Annotated in this window: 18 protein-coding genes and 2 tRNA genes; 10 read left to right on the top strand and 10 right to left on the bottom strand. The window is 62.4% G+C overall.

Annotated features, from left to right (window positions below; genetic code table 11):
- The first annotated feature begins 20 nt into the window (after positions 1–20).
- A complete protein-coding gene (gene panE / locus FFI89_RS01415; RefSeq protein WP_138832219.1) occupies positions 21–941 on the top strand; it encodes a 2-dehydropantoate 2-reductase in 921 nt (306 codons plus the stop codon).
- Between the two features lie 113 nt (positions 942–1,054).
- On the opposite strand, the gene FFI89_RS01410 is transcribed toward panE, so the two are convergent.
- From FFI89_RS01410 to FFI89_RS34195, 4 genes are all read right to left on the bottom strand, one after another.
- A complete protein-coding gene (locus FFI89_RS01410; RefSeq protein ID WP_138832217.1) occupies positions 1,055–1,639 on the bottom strand; it encodes a cytochrome c in 585 nt (194 codons plus the stop codon).
- A 123-nt stretch (positions 1,640–1,762) separates the two neighbouring features.
- Positions 1,763–3,025, bottom strand: a complete 1,263-nt coding sequence (locus tag FFI89_RS01405; protein ID WP_138832215.1) for a sorbosone dehydrogenase family protein — start codon at positions 3,023–3,025, stop codon at positions 1,763–1,765.
- Between the two features lie 331 nt (positions 3,026–3,356).
- Entirely contained in the window at positions 3,357–5,666 is a 2,310-nt protein-coding gene (locus FFI89_RS01400) for a DUF2235 domain-containing protein (RefSeq protein WP_138832213.1), read from the bottom strand.
- A gap of 140 nt (positions 5,667–5,806) precedes the next feature.
- A tRNA-Gly gene (locus FFI89_RS34195) sits at positions 5,807–5,878 on the bottom strand.
- 264 nt (positions 5,879–6,142) lie between these two features.
- Here FFI89_RS34195 and FFI89_RS01395 point away from each other — a divergent pair.
- Both FFI89_RS01395 and FFI89_RS01390 read left to right on the top strand, forming a co-directional pair.
- On the top strand, positions 6,143–7,636 hold the full coding sequence (locus FFI89_RS01395) for a hypothetical protein (RefSeq protein WP_138832211.1): 1,494 nt from the start codon (positions 6,143–6,145) through the stop codon (positions 7,634–7,636).
- Positions 7,637–7,678: 42 nt separating this feature from the next.
- Positions 7,679–9,265, top strand: a complete 1,587-nt coding sequence (locus FFI89_RS01390) for a hypothetical protein (protein WP_138832209.1) — start codon at positions 7,679–7,681, stop codon at positions 9,263–9,265.
- A 261-nt stretch (positions 9,266–9,526) separates the two neighbouring features.
- Here the strand turns inward: FFI89_RS01390 and FFI89_RS01385 are convergent.
- Positions 9,527–9,601: transfer RNA gene (locus FFI89_RS01385), tRNA-Gly, on the bottom strand.
- Positions 9,602–10,020: 419 nt separating this feature from the next.
- On the opposite strand from FFI89_RS01385, the gene trxA reads away from it, so the two are divergent.
- Together trxA and FFI89_RS01375 are read left to right on the top strand one after the other, a co-directional pair.
- Positions 10,021–10,944: a thioredoxin gene (trxA, locus tag FFI89_RS01380; RefSeq protein ID WP_138832207.1), complete on the top strand. Its 924-nt coding sequence runs from the start codon at positions 10,021–10,023 to the stop codon at positions 10,942–10,944.
- 88 nt (positions 10,945–11,032) lie between these two features.
- Complete coding sequence (locus FFI89_RS01375; protein ID WP_138832205.1) at positions 11,033–11,707, top strand: LON peptidase substrate-binding domain-containing protein; 675 nt, start codon at positions 11,033–11,035, stop codon at positions 11,705–11,707.
- A 14-nt stretch (positions 11,708–11,721) separates the two neighbouring features.
- On the opposite strand, the gene FFI89_RS01370 is transcribed toward FFI89_RS01375, so the two are convergent.
- The 3 genes from FFI89_RS01370 to FFI89_RS01360 are packed head-to-tail and all read right to left on the bottom strand — an operon-like array spanning position 11,722 to position 13,783.
- Positions 11,722–12,534, bottom strand: coding sequence for an SDR family oxidoreductase (locus tag FFI89_RS01370; RefSeq protein WP_138832203.1), 813 nt, complete (start codon positions 12,532–12,534; stop codon positions 11,722–11,724).
- 45 nt (positions 12,535–12,579) lie between these two features.
- Positions 12,580–13,383, bottom strand: coding sequence for a crotonase/enoyl-CoA hydratase family protein (locus FFI89_RS01365; protein WP_138832201.1), 804 nt, complete (start codon positions 13,381–13,383; stop codon positions 12,580–12,582).
- Positions 13,384–13,432: 49 nt separating this feature from the next.
- Entirely contained in the window at positions 13,433–13,783 is a 351-nt protein-coding gene (locus FFI89_RS01360) for a hypothetical protein (protein ID WP_138832200.1), read from the bottom strand.
- A gap of 93 nt (positions 13,784–13,876) precedes the next feature.
- Here FFI89_RS01360 and FFI89_RS01355 point away from each other — a divergent pair, with 93 nt between their 5' ends.
- A complete protein-coding gene (locus FFI89_RS01355) occupies positions 13,877–14,413 on the top strand; it encodes a TetR/AcrR family transcriptional regulator (RefSeq protein WP_138832199.1) in 537 nt (178 codons plus the stop codon).
- A 71-nt stretch (positions 14,414–14,484) separates the two neighbouring features.
- On the top strand, positions 14,485–14,682 hold the full coding sequence (locus tag FFI89_RS01350) for a Trm112 family protein (protein WP_138832197.1): 198 nt from the start codon (positions 14,485–14,487) through the stop codon (positions 14,680–14,682).
- 146 nt (positions 14,683–14,828) lie between these two features.
- On the opposite strand, the gene FFI89_RS01345 is transcribed toward FFI89_RS01350, so the two are convergent.
- The gene (locus tag FFI89_RS01345) at positions 14,829–16,049 is read right to left on the bottom strand and encodes a ubiquinone biosynthesis hydroxylase (protein ID WP_138832195.1); all 1,221 of its coding nucleotides are present in this window, start codon (positions 16,047–16,049) and stop codon (positions 14,829–14,831) included.
- A 245-nt stretch (positions 16,050–16,294) separates the two neighbouring features.
- Here FFI89_RS01345 and tesB point away from each other — a divergent pair, with 245 nt between their 5' ends.
- Positions 16,295–17,155 carry an acyl-CoA thioesterase II gene (gene tesB, locus FFI89_RS01340; protein WP_138832193.1) on the top strand — a complete coding sequence of 287 codons (861 nt, stop codon included), beginning with the start codon at positions 16,295–16,297 and terminating at the stop codon, positions 17,153–17,155.
- Positions 17,156–17,181: 26 nt separating this feature from the next.
- Here the strand turns inward: tesB and FFI89_RS01335 are convergent, their stop codons facing one another.
- The gene (locus FFI89_RS01335) at positions 17,182–18,051 is read right to left on the bottom strand and encodes a DUF4339 domain-containing protein (protein WP_138832191.1); all 870 of its coding nucleotides are present in this window, start codon (positions 18,049–18,051) and stop codon (positions 17,182–17,184) included.
- 243 nt (positions 18,052–18,294) lie between these two features.
- On the opposite strand from FFI89_RS01335, the gene FFI89_RS01330 reads away from it, so the two are divergent.
- Together FFI89_RS01330 and FFI89_RS01325 are read left to right on the top strand one after the other, a co-directional pair.
- Positions 18,295–18,633, top strand: coding sequence for a P-II family nitrogen regulator (locus FFI89_RS01330; protein ID WP_027540360.1), 339 nt, complete (start codon positions 18,295–18,297; stop codon positions 18,631–18,633).
- Positions 18,634–18,711: 78 nt separating this feature from the next.
- On the top strand, positions 18,712–20,019 hold the full coding sequence (locus FFI89_RS01325; RefSeq protein WP_138832189.1) for an ammonium transporter: 1,308 nt from the start codon (positions 18,712–18,714) through the stop codon (positions 20,017–20,019).
- The last annotated feature ends 1 nt before the right edge of the window (position 20,020 follow it).

Raw genomic sequence — 20,020 nt, 5'->3', positions numbered from 1 at the left:
ACAACAAAAGGAATCCCATCATGCGCGTTCTCGTGGTCGGCGCCGGAGCCATCGGCGGATATTTCGGCGGCAGGCTGCTTGAGGCCGGCAACGACGTGACGTTCCTGGTGCGGCCGAAACGCGCTTCCGAGCTTGCCAACGCCGGCCTCGTCATCAAGAGCCCGAACGGTGACGTCACGCTGAAAAGTCCGCCGACCGTGCAGGCCGACAAACTCACCGAAAAATTCGACATCATCCTGCTGAGCTGCAAGGCCTTCGACCTCGAGGACGCCATCGCGTCCTTCGCGCCCGCGGTCGGGCCGCAGACCTCGATCATTCCGATGCTCAACGGCATGCTGCATCTGGACATTCTGGACCAGAAATTCGGCCGCGAACGCGTGCTCGGCGGCCTCTGTGCGATCGCAGCAACCCTCAATGAGAAGCGCGAGGTCGTGCAGCTCGCGCCGATGCAGTCGCTCAATTTCGGCGAACGCGACGGCAAGATGTCGGATCGCGTCCGCGCCATTGCAAAGGTCATGACCAACGGCATCACCGGCGCCGTTGCCAGCGAGAACATCGTGCAGGAGATGTGGGAGAAGTGGGTGTTCCTCTCCACGCTTGCGGCCTCCACCTGCCTGATGCGCACGTCGGTCGGCAATATCCTGGCCGCGCCGGGCGGCAGGGATTTCATGCTCGGCATGCTGGATGAGACCAGCGCGATCGCGAAAGCGGCCGGCTATGCCCCGACCGGGCCGTTCTTCGAGCGTACCCGCGGCTTGCTGACAACAGAAGGCTCGCAGATGACCGCGTCGATGTTCCGCGACGTCAAGGCGGGCGCGGCCGTCGAGGCGGATCACGTGATCGGCGATCTCGTCGCGCGCGGCGATGCCGCCAAGGTCCCGCTGGCAAAGCTGCGCACGGCCTACACGCATCTCAAGGCCTATGAGAAGCAGCGGGCGTAATTCCGGTCGCTTATCTATCCTTCGTCGTCCCCGCGAACGTAGGCCTGTGGTTATGGGTCTCCCGATGTGCAATTGCACATCTGAGATCGCGCTTCGCTTGTCCGGGACGACAGCTAGAGATTCGCCAGATAATGCGCCAGCGCCTCGATCTCTTCCTCGCTGAGGGGATAGGCGACATCGGCCATGACAGCCATGGCGCCGCCGGCCCGCACGCCCGACTTGTAGTCGCGCAAGGCCTTCACGAGATATTCCTCGCGCTGGCCGGCAATGCGGGGCACCGCCTTGGTGCCGGCGAAACTATCGGTATGGCATGAGGCGCAGCGCCGCCCGGCGGCGGCCTGGGCGCCCTTTTTCGACAGATCGGGATTGTCGTCGGGCCTGGACGGCTTCGGCGGTGCGAGCTGCGCGAAATAAGCGCCGAGGTTGCGGATATCGTCGTTGTTGAGCTGTTCGACGATCGGCTGCATCTGCTCGTTCTTGCGGGTGCCGGCACGGAAGAAAACCAGTTGCCACTGGATGAACTGATCGAGCTGGCCCGCCAGCGAGGGAGTGTTCTCGGTCTGCGAAATGCCGTTGTCGCCGTGACAACCGGCGCACAGTTCCGCCTTCTCCTTGCCGGCGGCGATATCGGCGGCATGGCCAAGCGAGCTGCAGGCCATCAGCGCCACGACAATCGCTCCGGCAAATTCCTTACGCATGGCAACTCCTCTGGCTGTCATTGCCGGGCATGACGATCGAACCAGGATCGCCAACACCTCAAATGAAAAAGGCTGCGGCGAGTTCCATTGCTGGAGCAGCCGCAGCCTCTCTTCGGCAAAACCCTACTTCTTGCTATAGCTGATGCGGTAGATCGCACCGGCCCAGTCGTCGGCAACGAGGATCGAGCCGTCCTTGGCCAGGATGATATCGGCGGGACGGCCGAGGTAGCCCTGGTCGCCTTCGAGGAAGCCGGACGCAAAGACCTCCTTCTTGGCGTTCTTGCCGTCCGGACCGACCGTGACGCGCGTGATGTTCGCGCCCTGGTACTTATGCCGATTCCATGAGCCATGTTCGGCGATCAAGATGTTGTTCTTGTACTCGGCGGGGAATTGATCGCCGGTATAGAACTTCATGCCGAGCGGAGCCACATGCGCGCCGAGATTCAGCACCGGCGGCGTGAATTCCGAGCACTTGTGACCCATCGCGAACTTCGGATCCGGCAAATCGCCCTGGTGGCAATAGGGGTAGCCGAAATGCTCGCCGATCTTGTTGATCATGTTGAGCTTGTCGCTCGGCAGATCGTCGCTGACCCAGTCGCGGGCATTCTCGGTGAACCAGTATTTGCCGGTGCGGGGATCGACGTCGCCGCCGACGCTGTTGCGGACGCCGAGCGCGTAGACCTCGGCATTGCCGGTCTTGGGATCGACGCGGCGGATCTGCGACACGCTGGTCGGCGGAATGCCGATGTTGAAGGGAGGTCCGAACGGAATGTAGAACCAGCCTTCCTTGTCGACCGCGATGTATTTCCAGCCATGGGCGGCGTAGGACGGCATGTCGTCATACACCACCTTGCCGCTGCCGAGGTTGTCGAGATTGGCCTCGGCGTTTTCGTACTTGATCAGCTTGTCGACGGCGATGACGTAGAGCGCGCCGTCGCGGAACGCGAGGCCGGTGGGCATGTTGAGGCCCTTGAGGATGGTCTTGACCTCTTTCTTGCCGCCGACGTCCTTGATCGCATAGACGTTGCCGAGGCCGAACGAGCCGACGAACAGCGTGCCCTTGTCGCCCCAGGCCATCTGCCGCGCCGCCAGCACGTTCGAGGCATAGACCTCGATCTTGAAGCCCGCGGGCAGCTTGATCTTCTTCATCAGCGTCGCCAACTCGGCGTCGGACGAGCCGGTCGGCGGACCGGATGGCGGCGCGAGGCCCTTCTGGGCTTCGGTCTCGTCGCCGAGGAACCAGTCGTCCGGCGGATGGGTCCAGAACTCCTTGGTGCCGGATTCGTATTTCTTCAGCGGCTTCTGCTGCGCGTTGGCCTGACTGGCCCCCGCGACAACGAGGATCGCCGTGAGCGCAAGAACAGATCGATTGAAAGCCGATTTCATCGCGTCACTCCCTATGCAGCCTGATAGCTGCGCCTGTTATTTTTTGGACATTCGAGAGACGAATTTGGTCTGGTGAGGTGGAACAGACGGCAAAATGGTAACACATCCAGTACGGGTGAGAAGCGCACGATACGCCGCCCCGTCAGACCGAAACAAATTGAGCGAAAATATCCTTGCCCGCGATTTCGTTTGGGACTTTTTTGCGGCCGTGCGTGTGCACCGCAATATTCATCCGAAGCGAACGCTCGCTGCACGTGGGGGAATGCGGTGCCCGCTGGGCGAGGCATCCAGACCCGGAGCACGGGATCGCAGCCGTTGCCGGCTGATCGCCCTACCTTCCCTTTAGCCGTTCGATGGTGAGTCGTGCCGTGCCGCTGTTGTTGCGGTAGAAGGCGCGATACAGGCCCGGAAGCCCGATCACGGCATCGTTGACGAAAACGAACAATTCGCCATCGCGGGTGGGCCTGAATGGAAACTCGATGACCGGGTCGGTGGGGTCCGGATCGTAAAATGTTTCTTCGCCGCCAATTTCGCCGAAGCGCAGCACGATCCGGAACCAGTCGTGGTTGAATTCGCGCCGAAATGGCAGAAACAGCGAGTAATAGAGTCGAATGTACCAGGGCGGCGGCGCGATGGTCGGAAACCCGCCGATAGGAAAATCGAACTTCGTGAGGCCGTTGCTCCACGTCTGGACCGGCTCGACCGGTACGACCGTTGCGCGGTAGTGCGCGCCGCGCGTGAGCAGGATGCCCGTCGCCACGCAAAGGTCTGATGGTCCGAAGTCGACCGGATCGCTCTTCTGACCGACCGCCTTCAGCTCAACCAGCGGAGTCTTGCTGCCTTCGCAGGTATAGCCGGCAACGTCGAGCACATCGAAAAGGAAATGGCTGGCAAGCCCGGCTGCCAGGTAGACGAACATGACCGCGAAAAATGCCGGCGCTATCTTCTTTTTCAGCCCCTCGTGAAACGCAATGTAGAGCCGGCTGCTGCGCAGACGATAGACGGAATTATCCGGCAGGCCCGTGGGCGCTTGCGGCGTTTTTCGCCAGATCGCGGCCATCAGATTTGCGGCGTGCGACGCAATCCTCGAGGACAGGGCAAGCAGACCTATGACGAGGCCGGCCAGGGCAAGGAACCACTCCGGCGCGCGCGCATAGCCTTCGACCCAGGTCGAGGCAAAGTCCGGCAGGAACGAGCCGAGGAAGCGGACGAAATCGGACACCATGCGAAACCGACTGGTGAGCTCATCGACCTTTTGCGCGCTGCTCAGGAGCGGAAACATCACCAGCCACAGCGTCGCGCCGACGGTGGCAAAGTAGGCGATGCGGCGTGCCCAGACCCAGTTCCAGACGTGTTCCTGCGCCAGCGCGCGTTTCGCCGCAGCCTCTCGCGTTTCGAAGGGTTCGCGGCCGGGCGCGATCCTGAAATCATCCGGCGATACAATCTCGCCGCTATCCTTGACGACGTCATAACAGGGCGGGAGGCCCAGCGGGGCGTAGGCCTGCGCGTGGTTTTCGATGCGCCGGAAAACACTCTCGTGAATCTTGGCGTGCTCGACCTCTATCTCGTCATCCTCCTCCTTCTTCGTCTCGGGATAGAAGACGGGCACAAGCTTGCGCGGCCCATAGCGGTAATAGCCGCCGAGGCCCTTGCGCGGATCGTAGAGCCTTCCGTCCTTGTCCCGCTTCGAAATGGCGTTCTTGAACGTGTCGGGATCGGCCCTCATCAAATCGGGACTGTCTGGCAGGTTTGCATAGTCCGACTTGAACCTGAGCCCGCAGCGCTGCGCTTCCGTGATCATCCAGACGAACGGAATATAGGCCAGCGCATCGTCGGGATAGCCGCCGCCGACATTGGTATGCACGCCGGCGAACCAGACCTGGCTGATGCGTTCATTCTTGATCAAACGCCGCCCTTCGGGATCGAGCGTTTTCTCATTGCCTCTTTCGTCCCAGAGCTGGGGGTGGAACGTCGTCCGTTCCTCGTCGAGCGCCAGCGCCTGACAGGCGCGCATGATATCGGGGTGCGGTCGCCGGTCGTCCGGAAGTTCAATCGGCCAGAGGTATTTGTGAATGCCGCTGGTCATTTCGCTGATCGGCATGCCGTAGGCGGCGACCGTGTCCCAGACCCCGACGAACCGGATCCTGACGTCCTTGCGCACCCCCTTCGGCGGATAATGCGGAGGAAACAGGTTGCGGATCGCCTGGTAGGGCCTCTCGAGCTTCAGGTGCTTGTAGCGAGCCCTGCGATAGGCGCGGTAGGCGGCCTTTGCCAGACTGTCGAGCTCGGCCTCGCTGTCGGCCTTGACGAGCCCCTGACTGACGATCAGCCCGATCACGATCCGGATCGTGAAGGCGCCGCGGCTGAAGCCGAAGCCGAACAGTTCGTCATCGGCGTCGCGGTAGTTGCGGCAGGCGAATTTGTAGAGCGCGATGACGTTGCGCCGGAGCCCGAGGCCGAACGCGCCGCCGAGGATCGCCATCGGCTTGAACGACGAGGTGCCGACGCCGTCGTCGTAGAGTGCGACTTGGTCGTTGCCGGAGAGATCGAGCGCCTCGAAGGTCCGCCAGACGTTGGTGCGCCATACCTTGGCGGCCGAATTACCGGTGCCGTCGGACAGCAGAACGATTTTTCGGCCCATGGCACGCTCCGCCGAGGTATAGCATGGATATGCAACCTCAGGTGTCGAAGCATCGCACGTTCCCAGCGGATTAAAAAGCGAGCTGGATCACACCTGCGGATCAAAAAACAACAAGGCCGCCAAAAGGCGCGAAAATCTCGAGCGGCGAAGGGGGCTCGAACCCTCGACCCCGACCTTGGCAAGGTCGGCTGGGGCCAAGGCCATCGCTACGCCTGGCGAAACAGCCGCTATGTGCCGAGCTTCATTGGCTTTCTACCGGCCCTCCCCCTATGCGACCACGATGACGGTCGCGGGTTCCACGTCCGCATTCGTTAACCAGGACAATTCTTCAGCGGGCAGCCATCGAATTGCGGAACGAACGTTTACTCAACTTTAAATCGATCACCTCAAAACGACGATGGTTTGCATCCGGCCATGCGGACCCAAAAGCATGCCGAGCCTGCCGGGGGCTCGCTTCGATCGTAAGGGGCTCATCGATGGACACGCTGGGGGCTTGGGGCGACTCTCAGCCTGATATCGGGCCGAAGACGATCAGTTCTTACTTCCAAAGCGCCGGAATCTATATCTTCCTGATTTCATTCGCGTGTGTGTACTACGTTTCGAACGCGCCGCTCCTGCTTAGCCACTATGATTTGGGATGGCACCTCGCCGCCGGAGACTTGATCCGAGACCGAGGCAACATCCCTTTCCAGGATCCGTGGTCCTTCACCCTGGGCGACAAGCAATGGTACAATCTCTCCTGGCTTTGGGACGTGATTGCCAGCGTCATATTTCAATATACGAAACTGAGTGGTCTCGTCGTCTTTGTCGCTGCATGTGGCGCAGTCATCGTCGGATATCTGACGTCGGTCTGCTTGAGCAGCGGCGCTTCGGCTGCTGCGGTTTGTATTTCCGTTTTCTCCGCGTGTTTGATCTACCCTTCCTTCGCCACGGCTCCGAATGTCTATCTCGGCGCTTCGCCAAACACTTCCACGATGCTGTTTTGCGTCATCTTCTACGTAGAATGCCTGAAAAGAACACGATGGTTTTTGTTGCCTGTGATGATGGTCCTTTGGGCCAATCTGCATGGCGGCTTTTTGCTCGGGTTCCTCATTATCGGCATTTTTGGCGGCACCGCTTTGCTCAAACGGGATTGGGCAAGTTTCAAAATCTACAGTTTCGCGGGAGCCGGTTGCCTCGTTGCAATTCTTATCAATCCTCTCGGCTGGCATATCTATGACGGCTTGACGGCTACGTTGGGCCACTTTGTGCAAGCCTACATCACCGAGTGGTGGTCTTATTATCGGAACGTCACCATGCCGGGGAGCATTCCTGGCATGGTATATATCCTGATATTTGTTGGGCTTGAGCTGCGCTTCAGAGGCTCTCATCCTATTCCTCTGGAGTCACGGCTGCTTTCCTGGCTCTTTCTGTTTTTGGGGCTCTATCAATTCAGATACTTGTCCTTCTTTTTCATATTCTCCACCGTTCCACTGGCTCTTCACCTTGATCGGCTGCTGCCCAAACGGCTGAATGATTTCGAAGTCCAGAAGTCGTTGCTGGCTGCCGGCATCGCCGGCGCGTGCGCTCTGCCATTGACTTTCATGCAGGCAAAACCGGCCTTCGAACTTCCGCAAATGATTTCAGAGCAGGACGCCCTCTATCTCAAGGAGCATTTTTCGCATGCTCGGCTTCTGAACAACTGGAACGTCGGTGGGCTTCTGATTTTGCTCACGCAAGGTGCCGTACCCGTGTTCGTCGACGGCCGGGCGGCTACCGCCTATCCCGATGATTTATTGCGTGACTATTTCAAACTGTCCGCCGACCTGGAGGTCGACGAGGCGGCTTGGGACACGGCGCTTGCGAAATACCGGATCGATACGGTGCTCTGGGTGAAGGCCCATGAACAGCTGAGGCGGTTTCTCGTCGATAAGCGAGGTTGGAAAGAGGAATACGCGGGATTGTTTGAGAGCATCTACGTCAAGCCATAGCGCAGCATGATGGGCGCGGCAGGAAATTGCGGAAACGATAGCATGCATTCTGAGGGCCACTCATCCGCCGCCTTGCCGCACATAGGCACGTCCATCATCACCGCTCGATGGGAATACGTGGGCATTGCTGCGGCGGCAACACTCGCCATCGGCATCCCCTTCGTGGCATTCGCAAACCTGGTGCTGTTCCACTTTTATGAAGGCGGCAGCTTCGTGCTGGACTCCGGCCTGCTTGCATCGCTGATGTGGCACGGCAATGCTGCGCTCACGCAACCGGCAAGCCTTGGCGGAGGCAGCTTCTTCGGCACGCACGTGTCGCTGCTGTTTCTGCCTGCCCTGGCGCTTAGCTGGTGTCTGCCGTTTTCAATGCCACAGTTTTTCGCGGGCTTTGTTGGATTCAGTCACGCGCTGCTGGCAGTCGCCGTGTTTTGGCTACTGGTGGAGGGCTTCGGCCTGCGGCGCGGCGCCGGACCGTGGATCGCGGCTCTCGCCGCGCTAGGCTTCGCCTTCAGCGGGCTGGCGATCGCGATTGCGCGCTACCCGCATTTCGAGACGCTGATCGCGGCCTTCTTCCTGCTGTTCGCCGTGGCACGGGTGCTCGGTCATCCACGCCTTGCCGTCGCCTTTTTCGTCCTGGGCCTGGCTGCCCGCGAGGATGCCGGGTTTCACTATGTGGCCATCCTCGGCTTACTGGTCACGCTGAATGTTGCCTATGGCGTACCGTTGCGGCAGCAGCGGACGGAATTGACCTTCGCGCTGGCGGCGCTGTTCTACGCCATCGCCGTGATGGCCATGCAGCGCCTCGTATTCCCGGAGACGTCCGCATTCGCGCGGGTATATCTCGGTGACCCGCCGCTCGCACATCTAAGTGCGGGGCTGATTGCAGATCGTATCCTCTCCTTCCTGGTTGGCCGTCCATACATCCTGTATCCCTCTCTTGGTGCCTGCATTTGGGCTCTGCGGGCACGGAGCCCCTACGTGGTGCTGGCGTTTGCCGCCGGTATTCCTTGGGTGCTGGTACATCTGTTGGCAAAAAGTCCGCTCGCCGGCATGCTCGTGAGTTACTACGCTTTTCCGTTTCTTATCGCTCTGGCTTGGCCGCTCATCGGCACGCTGCGGCGACGGACTGCGAGCGCAGGCGACCCGACTTCGGTCATCGTGGGTTTCGTTACATTGCTGGCGTTGAGCTTCTTGCCCGGCATTGGGATACACGATCCCGGACAACTGCCGCTTCCTCAGGCGTTCTGGGACCCGCCATCCCGCGCACAGCAGGCCGCGACCGATCGCGCCGCGGCGGCACTAAGCGCAGCACGTCCGATGCTCGGTCGGCTGCTGGTTGACAACAGTGTTGCCGCCCTCGCCCCAAATGGGTTTGCGCAAGGAGAAGTGCCGTTTCTACAGGGCAACGGAACGGCGGCAAGCGAGGCAATTGCCTCCCCAGACACAGTGGTCTTCTTCGCCGAGGGTTACGACGCGCAGCGGTTACGTGCGATAGCCGACGCTGCGGGCCTCACCAGGCGTTACTCCATGCCCGGCACGCAAATCCGCCTGGCAGCACGGCAGAGGCTTGAAGAAGTTTCATTGCTCGCCGACCTCGTGGCCGCCGAGCAAGGCGACGCCCGGAAATAAGTGAGTCCGGTGCGGCGGTTTCCGGAGAGCAGAGCGTCGCTTGTCCGCTAAATAACCCAGAGGCGAAGGCCGCTTTGATTTGCAGCTCTCGCGACGCGGGCGCGGCAGTCTGGCGCGCAACTGCGCGACATCGTTTGGGATTGTTGGGTTTTAGATTGTTGGAACGTGCCGCCGAGGGACAGGAGTATCCCCCAGGTGTTCCCGGGAACGGATCGTTCTGATGCGTCGTCCACGTAAGACCCCCGTCTTCAGGGGGTAAATTGGAGCGGGCGAAGGGGCTCGAACCCTCGACCCCGACCTTGGCAAGGTCGTGCTCTACCACTGAGCTACACCCGCATCCGAGATGGCGACGATCGCTCGCCGACAACGGCAGACCTATGCCAAATGCAGACCGCGAATGCAACAGTGCGAACGCAATCCGGTGACATCCGAATAATCCGGCTTTCTTAATAAATAAGGACGAATCGGGTCGAAACGACGCCTAAACGGACCTAAACCGACTTCCTTTACCGATCTCGGGAACCCGGGATCGAGGCTTGGGGGCGGCCGGGGGACGAATCGAGCCCGATTGCCACCGCGATCGGCTGCATCGCGGCCCAGTCCGCCGCGCCGGACGGACGTTCCGCGGAGCCCGGCGCGGATTGAATTTTGCGACCAAACCGCCATCTAGCTGACGAGAACTTGATCTCCGGCCGTGCTAGAAGCGGCCGGCCAGACAAATTCACCATCTTCTCGAGACATCAGGCGAGGATACCGTGACCATCATTGAGCAAGGCGGCGGCCCGGCGCCGCAGGCAGCACCCGATCTGATCAAAGAGACGACCACCCAGACGTTCGTAAAGGACGTCATCGAGGAATCGAAGCGCCAGCCGGTGCTGATCGACTTCTGGGCGCCGTGGTGCGGTCCCTGCCGTCAGCTCACGCCGATCATTGAAAAGGCGGTTCGCGCGGCCAAGGGCAAGGTGAAGCTGGTCAAGATGAACATTGACGAGCATCCCGCCATTCCCGGCCAGATGGGCATTCAGTCGATCCCGGCCGTGATCGCCTTCGTCAACGGCCAGCCCGCCGACGGTTTTATGGGCGCGCAGCCGGAGAGCCAGGTCAACGCTTTCATCGACAAGCTCACCAAGGGCGTGGCGGCGCCGGGCGAGCCGAACATCGCGGAAATCCTGCAGGAGGCGGAAGCGGTGCTGGCGGAAGGCGATGCCGCCGCCGCCGCGCAGATCTATGCCGAGGTGCTGGCCCTCGAAGCGACCAATATCGCAGCCATCGCCGGACTGGCGAAATGCTACGTGACGACGGGCGCGATCGAGCAGGCCAAGCAGACCATTGCGATGGTGCCGGATTCCAAGCGCAACGACGCCGCCGTCAAGGCGGTACAGGCGTCGATCGATCTTGCCGAACAGGCACAGGCCGTCGGTCCGGTGGCCGAGCTGGAACAGAAAGTCGCCGCAAACCCGCTCGATCATCAGGCGCGATTCGATCTGGCGACCGCGCTCAATGCCCAGGGCAACCGCGCTGAAGCGACCAACCAGTTGCTGGAAATCATCAGGCGCGATCGCAAATGGAACGAGGACGGCGCCCGCAAGCAGCTGGTGCAGTTCTTCGAGGCGTGGGGCGGCACCGACGAAGCCACCGTGGACGGACGCAAGCGGCTGTCGACGGTCCTGTTTTCATAAAAACACCGCGCGTATTCCACAAAAGTGGGCAGCGGTTTTGTGATCAGAATACGCGCAACCCTGTAACGCACGAACCCTGGGACCGCAGATGCCGATCAATGCCGAATACCGCGGACCCGGCGAGCTTCCCGAGACCATTCCGGTGTTCCCGTTGCCCGGCGCGCTGCTGCTGCCGCGCGGCCAGATGCCGCTCAACATCTTCGAGCCGCGCTATCTGGCGATGGTCGACGATTCCCTGCGCGACGGCCACCGGCTGATCGGGATGATCCAGCCGGATATTTCGCACAGCAGGGACGAGGCCCATCCCGTGCTGTTTCGCGTCGGCTGCGTCGGACGCATCACCCAGCTCGCCGAATCCGGCGACGGTCGCTACATCCTCGAACTGACCGGCATCTCGCGCTTCAAGGTGGTCGAGGAACTCACCGTGCTGACCGCGTACCGGCAATGCAAGGTGGATTTCTTTTCCTACGTCGACGATTTCGTCGCGCGCAAGGGCGAAGAAGAGGTCGACCGCACGGCGTTGCTCGATGTGCTGACGGATTTTCTCAAGGCCAACAATCTGAAGGTGGATTGGGAAGGCATCGAGAGCGCTCCGAACGAAGCGCTGGTCAACGCGCTGGCCATGATGTCGCCCTATGGGCCGGCGGAGAAGCAGGCGATGCTGGAAGCCGCCGACCTGAAGACGCGCGCGGAAATCCTGATCGCGGTGACCGAAATGGACCTCGCCAAGAAGCGCACCAGCGGCGACACCGGGCTGCAGTAATCGCGTCGGCGGCTTTATGCGGCGGCACTGATTCCCGGGATCTGCCGCTGCAGCCATTCCGCCCAGCGCAACTTTCCGCGCACGCCCTGGCTGACGACGAAGCCCATGCCGCGCGCTGACGTCTCCGACAGCGGCAGCGGCAGGATCGGACGCTGCAAGCCGCGTGCGCGCTGGTACTGACGGGCAAATTCGGTGCAGGAGAGATCTTCGGGACCGCCAATCTCGGCCCGCACGCCGCGCGGCCCTTCGCGCGCGCAGGTTGCCAGATAGTCGGCGACATCTGACGTATCGACCGGATTGAATGACGTTTTCGGCACCGGCCACACCGGCAACCAGGCGAGACCGGCCAGCATTCGCTCGAGCAGATAATAGAACGGCATCGCGCGCACCACCGACCACGGCAGGGACGACTCGCAAACCCGTTGCTCGCCGCGGAGCTTGACGCGGGCATAGGGCAGCGACGCCTCGTCGAGGCCGACGATCGAGACGTGGAGAAAATGCTGAATGCCTTCGTCGCGGGATAGCGCGAGCAGGCGCTCGGTACCTTCCACATCGACATCGGACGGGGATTTGAGGAAATCCACCGGCCTGATGCCGCCGCGCCGCACGATCGGCGAGAACGTCGCCGCGTTGATCACGGTGTGCACGCCCCTAAGCGCGGCTTGCAGGCCCTGCCCGGTCGCAAGATCTCCGACCGCCCATTCGACATCGCCGTCGCGCCGGGGTGACCGCGCCAGCACGCGAACCCGGTTGCCTTGCCGCAGCAGCGTGGGCACGAGGTCCTGTCCCAAATGGCCGGTGCCCCCGGTAACGAGAACAATAGTCATCTTGAAGGCTCCCTGGCTAAAGCGTTTTCGATGTCCGTTCGCCCGTCATGCGGTGCTCCAGACCGGTGCGCGCTGCTCGAGATTGGCCATGACCGCCTCGACATGGTTCGGCCGGCCGAGCAGAGCGCCCTGCTCGGCGGTCTCGGCCGCGAGGCCGGCATGGGGACTGCATTCGGCGGCGAGGTTGAGCAACCGCTTGGCGGCGCGGATCGCGTCGGGGCTGTGGGCCGCGATTTCTCGGGCGGTGTCCATGGCGGCGGCCAACGGATCCGGCGTCACGCGCGTGGCGAAACCGTAGGCGAGGGCCTCTTCGGCGGAGAAGATCCGGCCGGTGAAGGTGAGCTCGCGCACCACATCGTCGCGCGCCAGATGCCGCATCAACTGGGTTCCCGCCATGTCCGGCACCAGGCCCCATCTGGTCTCGATCACGGCCAGACGCGTGCCCGGCGCGACGTAACGCAGGTCGGCGCCGAGCGCGAGCTGGAAGCCGCCGCCGATGGCGGCACCATGAACCGCGGCGATGACCGGCACCGGAAGTTTTCGCCACAGCCAGACGATATGCTGGGCAAAATTGGCGACGCCGTGCGTGCGCCTTGTGAGATCGGCGAACGGCAGGATCGACTCGCCGCGGGTCGCTGCCATCATCCGCGCGACATCGAGACCGGCGCAGAAGGCGCGCCCCGTCCCGGACAACACCACGGCGCGCACGCTCGGATCGTCCTTGAGCCGTGCGCCGACGTCGGCAATGGCGCTGAACATGGCCGGATCGAGCGCGTTCATCTTGTCCGGCCGGTTCAGGCGAACGTCGGCCACACCGGCTTCGATGCTGATCTGGATTCGCTGTTCCATGGGTGCTCTCCTTTCACCGGCGGCCGACGAGGCGTGAGAGATCGATCGCCTAGTAGCCGGCCACCGCGAGCGCGACGACCACACCGAGCGCCTTCCAGCCGAAGCCACGGCCGCGCGACCACCAGGCATTGGCGGCGACCGCGAACGCGTAGACCGCGACGGTGGTGACGACGATCCAGTGCCGCGCGCTCTCCGATCCCAGCGAAGGCGCCGCCAACAGCAGCACGCCACCGCCGATCCAGGCCACCGTGCCGGCCTGCCACACCAGTCGGATCAGCGTGCGCAGGTGCTCCGGCTCGATTTTGGCGCGCGCGAACACCTTGGTTTCGCCGAGCACGCCGTGGATGACGGCGACCAGAATTGCGGCAACGCCGGCGCATTGCAGGATGATATCGCGCATCTGACGGCCCTCCATACAGTACTGTATGGAATATAGCCCGGCGCTGGCGGCTGTCAATACAGTAGTGTATGGTGGAATGTCGCAGGAACCCGCATGACCGATCAACTCTCCGCGAAGGACTGGCTCGACCAGGGCCTCGCAACCCTCACCAAAAACGGCTTCACGGCACTCAAGGCCGAGCCGCTGGCGAAGGCGATGGGGGTGTCGCGCGGCAGCTTCTATTGGCATTTCGCCGATATCGGTGCGTTCCACGCCGCCATCCTCAAACACTGGAGCGATGTCGCGACCGAGCAGGTCATCGCCGGGCTTGAGGCGACGCCCAGGGACCGCGACGCGCTGTCGGTGCTGTTGCGCGCGGCGTTTTCCAGCCGGCCGGCGCTGGAGAATGCGGTCCGCACCTGGGCCACCGTGGACGCCGATGCGCGCGCCGCGGTGCAGGCCATCGACATCAGGCGCATCGGCTATATCGAGGTGCTGTTGAAGCAGGCCGGATTGTCCGCCGAGATCGCGCGGGCCCGCGCCCAAATTCTCTATTGGACGTTTGTCGGCTATGCGTTGTCGGAGCAGCCCTTGCCGAAGGCGCGCCAGCAGGCTGTGATCGAGGAATTGCTGCGGATGGCCGTGTCATGAAGTGCGACGGCACGCGTCATGACATCGCGCCGCCAGATATGCTAAGGGATCAGGCCTAGCCGGAGACCATCATGAGCGCCTCGCCCGAACGCCTCGACAGCACCGTCGATCCAAAACTGCTTGAGATCCTGGTCTGCCCGGTGACCAAGGGACCGCTGGAATTCGATTCGACGCGGCAGGAGCTGATCTCGCGCTCGGCCAAGCTTGCCTATCCGATCCGCGACGGCATCCCGATCATGCTGCCGGAAGAGGCGCGGAAAATCGACTGACTCTCCTCGTCATTGCGAGCGAAGCGAAGCAATCCATACGCGCCGCGTAAAGGCAGAATGGATAGCTTCGTCGCGGAGCCTGTCATCGGGCGCGCATTCGCGCGACCCGTTGGCTCCTCGCAATGACGACCTTAGAGGCTGCGCCCTTACAGCGCCTCGCCCTTCAACAGCCGCGGCACTTCGCCTGACAACCCCGCGGCCTGGCGGATGAACAGGCTCTTCAACGGCGGCGCGCGATCGACCAGGCCGAGACCGATATCGCGCACGGTGCGCAGCAAGGTCGATTCGTTGGAGAACAGGAAGTTCAGCGAGTTGGTCGCAACGCCCATCGCCATGGTGTCGAAACGCCGCCAGCGCTGGTAGCGCTCGAGCACGTCGGCCTGGCCGAGATCCATGCCGAGCCGCGCCGCATCGACCACCACTTCGGCCAGCGCCGCGACATCCTTCAGGCCCATGTTGAGCCCCTGGCCTGCGATCGGATGGATGACATGCGCGGCGTCGCCGATAAGCGCCAGCCGCTCGGCGATGAACGACCGCGCGACGAAATAGCCGAGCGGAAACGCCCGCGGCTTGTCCAGCGCCTTGACCTCGCCGAGATGCAGCCCGAAGCGCTTTTCGAGTTCGGCGTGAAATTCTTCTTCGTTGAGTGCCGTGATCCGCGCAGCTTCAGTGCGGTTCTCGGTCCAGACCAGCGACGAGCGCTTTCCGGTCAAAGGCAGAATCGCGAACGGCCCTGCGGGGAGAAAATGCTCCTCGGCGCGGCCGTGATGATCCCGCTCATGACCGACGGTGACGACGATGCCGGATTGATTGTAGTCCCAGCCATGGGTGGCGATCCCGGCGCGTTCGCGCAGGCGTGAGCGCGCGCCGTCGGCGGCAACCAGCAGGCTTGCCTCGATGACGCTGCCATCGGCGAGCGTCACGTCGATGCCATCGGCGCGTGAATCATAGGTCGACACCGCTGTGGCGCGCAGCTCGACCCCCTCGGCCTCGGCACGCACCACCAGCGCATCGATCAGGCGGCGGTTTTCGACCATATGCGCAAAGGGTTCGCCCGGCTCGACGTCGCCGGCAAAGGTCAGGAACACCGGACGGGTGGCGTCTTCCAGCTTCGAATCCGTCACCACCATGTCGAGGATCGCTTGCGAATCCGCCGACACCTGATCCCAGACGCCGAGCACCTCGAACAGCCGCCGGCATGCGGCGACGATCGCGGTCGCGCGCGGATCGCGGCTCGGCCGCGTGGCAAGCGCCGGATCGGCGACGACAACCGGAATATCGGGCCCGAGGCCCTGACGGAGCGCCAGCGCCAGCGCCAGCCCCGCAAAGGCGCCGCCGCAGATGACAATGCTTCGCTGTGCCGCCATGAAATCCTTACCCGGTTACTTCAGCAGACTGGACTTGCTACCTGATATTAGCTGGGCGAAACAGGGTTTTGAAACAAGGGGCGTTAACTCTCCAATCGTCATTCCGGGATGGTCCGAAGGACCAGACCCGGAATCTCGAGATTCCCCGGGGGTGCAATTGCACCCCTGAGGTTCGACACTTCGTGTCGCCCCGGAATGACGGCAGTTGTTACCGGCGCTCCTACCGCAACTTCGAAAGCATTGCGATGTCCAAAGGCGTGATTGACCTGATCTCCATTCTCGATCTCGAACCGATCGAGGTGAACCTGTTCCGCGGCAACAGCCCGAAGACGAGCTGGCAGCGGGTATTCGGCGGACAGGTGATCGGACAGGCGATGGTGGCGGCATGCCGCACCGTCGAAGGGCGGCTGCCGCATTCGCTGCACTGCTACTTCATCCTGCCCGGCGATACGCAGATTCCGATCATCTACGAGGTGGAGCGGTTGCGCGACGGCAAGAGCTATTCGACCCGCCGGGTCACCGCGATCCAGCACGGCAACGCGATCTTCTCGATGATCGTGTCGTTTCATGTCGAGGAAGAAACCGCATTCGATCATCAGGACAAGATGCCGGATGTGCCGCCGCCGGAAAAGCTCACCGCCGAGGAAGTCTCCAAGCAACCGATGTTCAAGGAGATGCCGGAATTCATCCGCCGCTATTATGAATCGGACCGCCCGATCGAGTTGCGTCCGGTCGAACTCGGCCGCTATTTCGGCCAGAAGATTGACGACGGACGTATCCACGTCTGGATTCGCACCGCGGCCAAACTGCCTGACGATCCGGCGCTGCATATGTGCGCGCTCGCCTATGCGTCGGACTTTTCGCTGCTCGATGCAATCATGGCGCGCTACGGCCGCACCCTGTTCGACAAGCGCATGATGCCGGCCAGCCTCGACCACGCGATGTGGTTTCATCGCCCGTTCCGCGCCGACGAATGGCTGCTTTACGCGCAGGATTCGCCGAGCGCCCAGGGTGGCCGCGGGTTGACCCGCGGCTCGATCTTCAAGCCCGACGGCACGCTGGTGGCGTCGGTGGTTCAGGAAGGCTCGGTGCGCCAGCGCAGGTAGGCGCCGACGTCATCGAACTCTGCTGATCAGGCGCGTTCGACCAGCGCGAATTGCGCGACGTACCAGCGGTTAAGCCAGCGCAGCATCCACGGAATCGGGATGATGAAGATGCAGGCGATTGAGAACACGAACGTCCGCCACAGAATTTCCAGCCCGCTGCCGTTGAACACCAGTTCGCGCCGTGTCCCGCTGACGTTGCGGCATATCCAACGCATCATGGCCGCGACGACCCAGGCCCAGCCGATGATGGTGATGAACGAGGCGTACATGAACAATTGCCAACCCAGAAAGGTCCAGACACTGCCGGTGAAGGCGATCGGAAGCCGCTGGCCGTTCGAGCTGAGATTGCCGACGATCCATCGCAGCATGATCCAGCTCAGAAACGCCGAGACCGGAATGGTGATGAGCTGCAGGGTGTTGTCGTAGGCGCCAACGTAATACATCAGGCCTGTCGCGACGAAGACGTACCAGATATCGAGGGGCTGTCCCGCGAAGCCGAAATTTGGCCGGGCCGGCGCCGTCACGCGGGAGGCCATCCAGCGATAGAAGGCGGTTGCGGTCCAGGGCGCCGGGATCACCAACAAATATCCGATGATCAGCAGCAGGAAACGCCCGAGGAGAGGCAACAGCGGCAGGTCGATCGACAACGGACCGTCATCATGGCCACCGACGCTCATCGGCGGGCCACCAGGACGTGGAATGGGGGGAGCCGCCGATCCGCCATCGGACATCAGGCCCGGAATCTCGCCCGCCTTCTGCCAGCCCGCCATCCCTTCGGACCAGACCAGGGTATCCGCCCTGACCGTTCCGCGAGCAATGAGGTCACGCAGCTGGGCTTCGGGGTAAGGGCCCTGTTGCTGGCCGTTGGATGCATAAAACCACGATCGGTCCGACATTTTATTTCCTTGAGCCGTGGATTAAGGGCTGGCCGGCGAGCGGCCGGTGACGGAACCACATTCTGTCTGGTGATCCCAACCCCTGTACAGTGACCGAGATCACCCGCTCCAAATGTTTTCCCCTTAAACCTGCAAGTTTTTTGTGCCATTTGCCCAGAAAAATGCCAGATTTGAACGGGCAGCCGAACCACCGGATGGTCGGCCCGCCAACAGCGAACAGCCAAGGAAAATGAAGGCCTGACCATGAAACTCGTCGTCGCGATCATCAAACCTTTCAAACTCGACGAGGTGCGCCAGGCGCTGACGGCCATCGGGGTCCACGGCATGACCGTGACCGAGGTCAAGGGTTACGGCCGCCAGAAGGGCCATACCGAAATCTATCGCGGCGCCGAATATGTCGTGAACTTCCTGCCCAAGCTCCGAATCGAAATCGCGGTTGCTTCCGACATCGCCGACAAGGCGGTCGCCGTCATCACCTCGAACGCACGCACCGGACAGATTGGCGACGGCAAGATCTTCGTGACGCCGATCGATCACGCGCTGCGCATTCGCACCGGCGAGACCGACAGCGACGCGCTCTGACACGCATCCAATTCGAGGCGCGCCGGCAACGACGCCGGACGCGCGAGAAAAGACACCACAACACGCCGGGGAATTTCCATGGGGGCACTATCGGTTCGTGCAGCGAAGCTGGCTGCGCTCATCACGCTTGCGGCGGGCTGCCCGCTGGCAACGCCGGCCTTCGCTGAGACGTCGACCATCAGCCCCGCCGACACCGCATGGATGATCGTCGCCACCGCGCTGGTGCTGATGATGACGATCCCGGGTCTCGCGCTGTTCTATTCCGGCATGGTGCGCAAGAAGAACGTCCTCGCGACCATGGCGCAGAGTCTCGCGGCGGTCGCGATCATCTCGATCCTGTGGGTGACGTTCGGCTATTCGCTGGCCTTCGTCGGCGACGGGCCCTGGCTCGGCACGCTCGACCGCTGGCTGCTGATCGGGATGACGATGGACGGCGTCAACCCGGCGGCAAAGACCATTCCTGAAGCGCTTTTCATGCTCTACCAGATGACGTTTGCGATCATCACGGTAGCGCTGGTGGCGGGTTCGGTGGCCGACCGGATGCGGTTTTCGGCTTACCTTCTGTTCTCGATCGGCTGGTTCATGTTCGTCTATGTGCCGCTGGCGCATTGGGTATGGGGCGGCGGCTTCCTCGCCACCATGGGCGTGCTGGATTTCGCCGGCGGGCTGGTCGTGCATCTTTCCGCCGGCATCGGCGGACTGGTCGCGGCGAAAGTGATGGGCCGGCGCCACGGCTATGGCAGCGAGAACCTGTCGCCGTTCGACCTGTCGCTCGCGGTGATGGGCACCGGTCTGCTGTGGGTCGGCTGGTTCGGCTTCAATGGCGGATCGGCGCTGGCCGCCAATTCGCGCGCGGTGATGGCGATCATTGCGACGCATCTGGCGGCCTGCGCCGGCGCGCTGACCTGGGGTGCGATCGAATGGGTGACGCGGCGCAAGCCCTCGGTGCTCGGCATGATCTCCGGCGCGGTCGCCGGTCTCGGAACGATCACGCCGGCATCCGGCTTCGTAGCACCGTGGCATGGCGTCATCATCGGTGTCGTCGCGGGGATCGTGTGTTACTGGGCCTGCACCTGGCTCAAGCACCGTTTCAACTACGACGACTCGCTCGACGTGTTCGGCGTCCACGGCGTCGGCGGGCTGACCGGCACCCTGCTCGCCGGCGTCTTTGCGGTCAGCGCCATCGGCGGCACCGCCGGGCTGATCGAAGGCCATCCACAGCAGGTGCTGATTCAGCTCTACGGGATCGCGGTCACCTTGGTCTGGTCCGGGGGCGTGACCTTTGTGCTGCTCAAGCTGGTGAGCGTGTTCGTACCGCTCCGGGTGTCGCTGCAGCAGGAGCTCGAAGGCCTGGATATTTCGCAGCACGGCGAAGCGCTGCAATAAA

The organism is Bradyrhizobium sp. KBS0727 (genome assembly GCF_005937885.2).
In the GTDB taxonomy this organism is placed as follows: Bacteria; Pseudomonadota; Alphaproteobacteria; order Rhizobiales; family Xanthobacteraceae; genus Bradyrhizobium.
The sequence above is the reverse complement of the archived record's forward strand: the minus strand, read 5'-3'. Positions and strand labels throughout refer to the sequence as shown.

Bases quoted from the DNA above. Each gene is read 5' to 3' on its own strand.
- tesB (WP_138832193.1), top strand. From the start codon at position 16,295: ATGTCCAAAGGCGTGATTGACCTGATCTCCATTCTCGATCTCGAACCG.
- FFI89_RS01345 (WP_138832195.1), bottom strand. From the start codon at position 16,049: ATGGCGGCACAGCGAAGCATTGTCATCTGCGGCGGCGCCTTTGCGGGG.
- FFI89_RS01355 (WP_138832199.1), top strand. From the start codon at position 13,877: ATGACCGATCAACTCTCCGCGAAGGACTGGCTCGACCAGGGCCTCGCA.
- FFI89_RS01370 (WP_138832203.1), bottom strand. From the start codon at position 12,534: ATGACTATTGTTCTCGTTACCGGGGGCACCGGCCATTTGGGACAGGAC.
- FFI89_RS01395 (WP_138832211.1), top strand. From the start codon at position 6,143: ATGGACACGCTGGGGGCTTGGGGCGACTCTCAGCCTGATATCGGGCCG.
- FFI89_RS01335 (WP_138832191.1), bottom strand. From the start codon at position 18,051: ATGTCGGACCGATCGTGGTTTTATGCATCCAACGGCCAGCAACAGGGC.
- FFI89_RS01360 (WP_138832200.1), bottom strand. From the start codon at position 13,783: ATGCGCGATATCATCCTGCAATGCGCCGGCGTTGCCGCAATTCTGGTC.
- FFI89_RS01410 (WP_138832217.1), bottom strand. From the start codon at position 1,639: ATGCGTAAGGAATTTGCCGGAGCGATTGTCGTGGCGCTGATGGCCTGC.
- FFI89_RS01325 (WP_138832189.1), top strand. From the start codon at position 18,712: ATGGGGGCACTATCGGTTCGTGCAGCGAAGCTGGCTGCGCTCATCACG.
- FFI89_RS01350 (WP_138832197.1), top strand. From the start codon at position 14,485: ATGAGCGCCTCGCCCGAACGCCTCGACAGCACCGTCGATCCAAAACTG.
- panE (WP_138832219.1), top strand. From the start codon at position 21: ATGCGCGTTCTCGTGGTCGGCGCCGGAGCCATCGGCGGATATTTCGGC.
- FFI89_RS01400 (WP_138832213.1), bottom strand. From the start codon at position 5,666: ATGGGCCGAAAAATCGTTCTGCTGTCCGACGGCACCGGTAATTCGGCC.
- FFI89_RS01365 (WP_138832201.1), bottom strand. From the start codon at position 13,383: ATGGAACAGCGAATCCAGATCAGCATCGAAGCCGGTGTGGCCGACGTT.
- FFI89_RS01375 (WP_138832205.1), top strand. From the start codon at position 11,033: ATGCCGATCAATGCCGAATACCGCGGACCCGGCGAGCTTCCCGAGACC.
- FFI89_RS01330 (WP_027540360.1), top strand. From the start codon at position 18,295: ATGAAACTCGTCGTCGCGATCATCAAACCTTTCAAACTCGACGAGGTG.
- FFI89_RS01390 (WP_138832209.1), top strand. From the start codon at position 7,679: ATGCATTCTGAGGGCCACTCATCCGCCGCCTTGCCGCACATAGGCACG.
- FFI89_RS01405 (WP_138832215.1), bottom strand. From the start codon at position 3,025: ATGAAATCGGCTTTCAATCGATCTGTTCTTGCGCTCACGGCGATCCTC.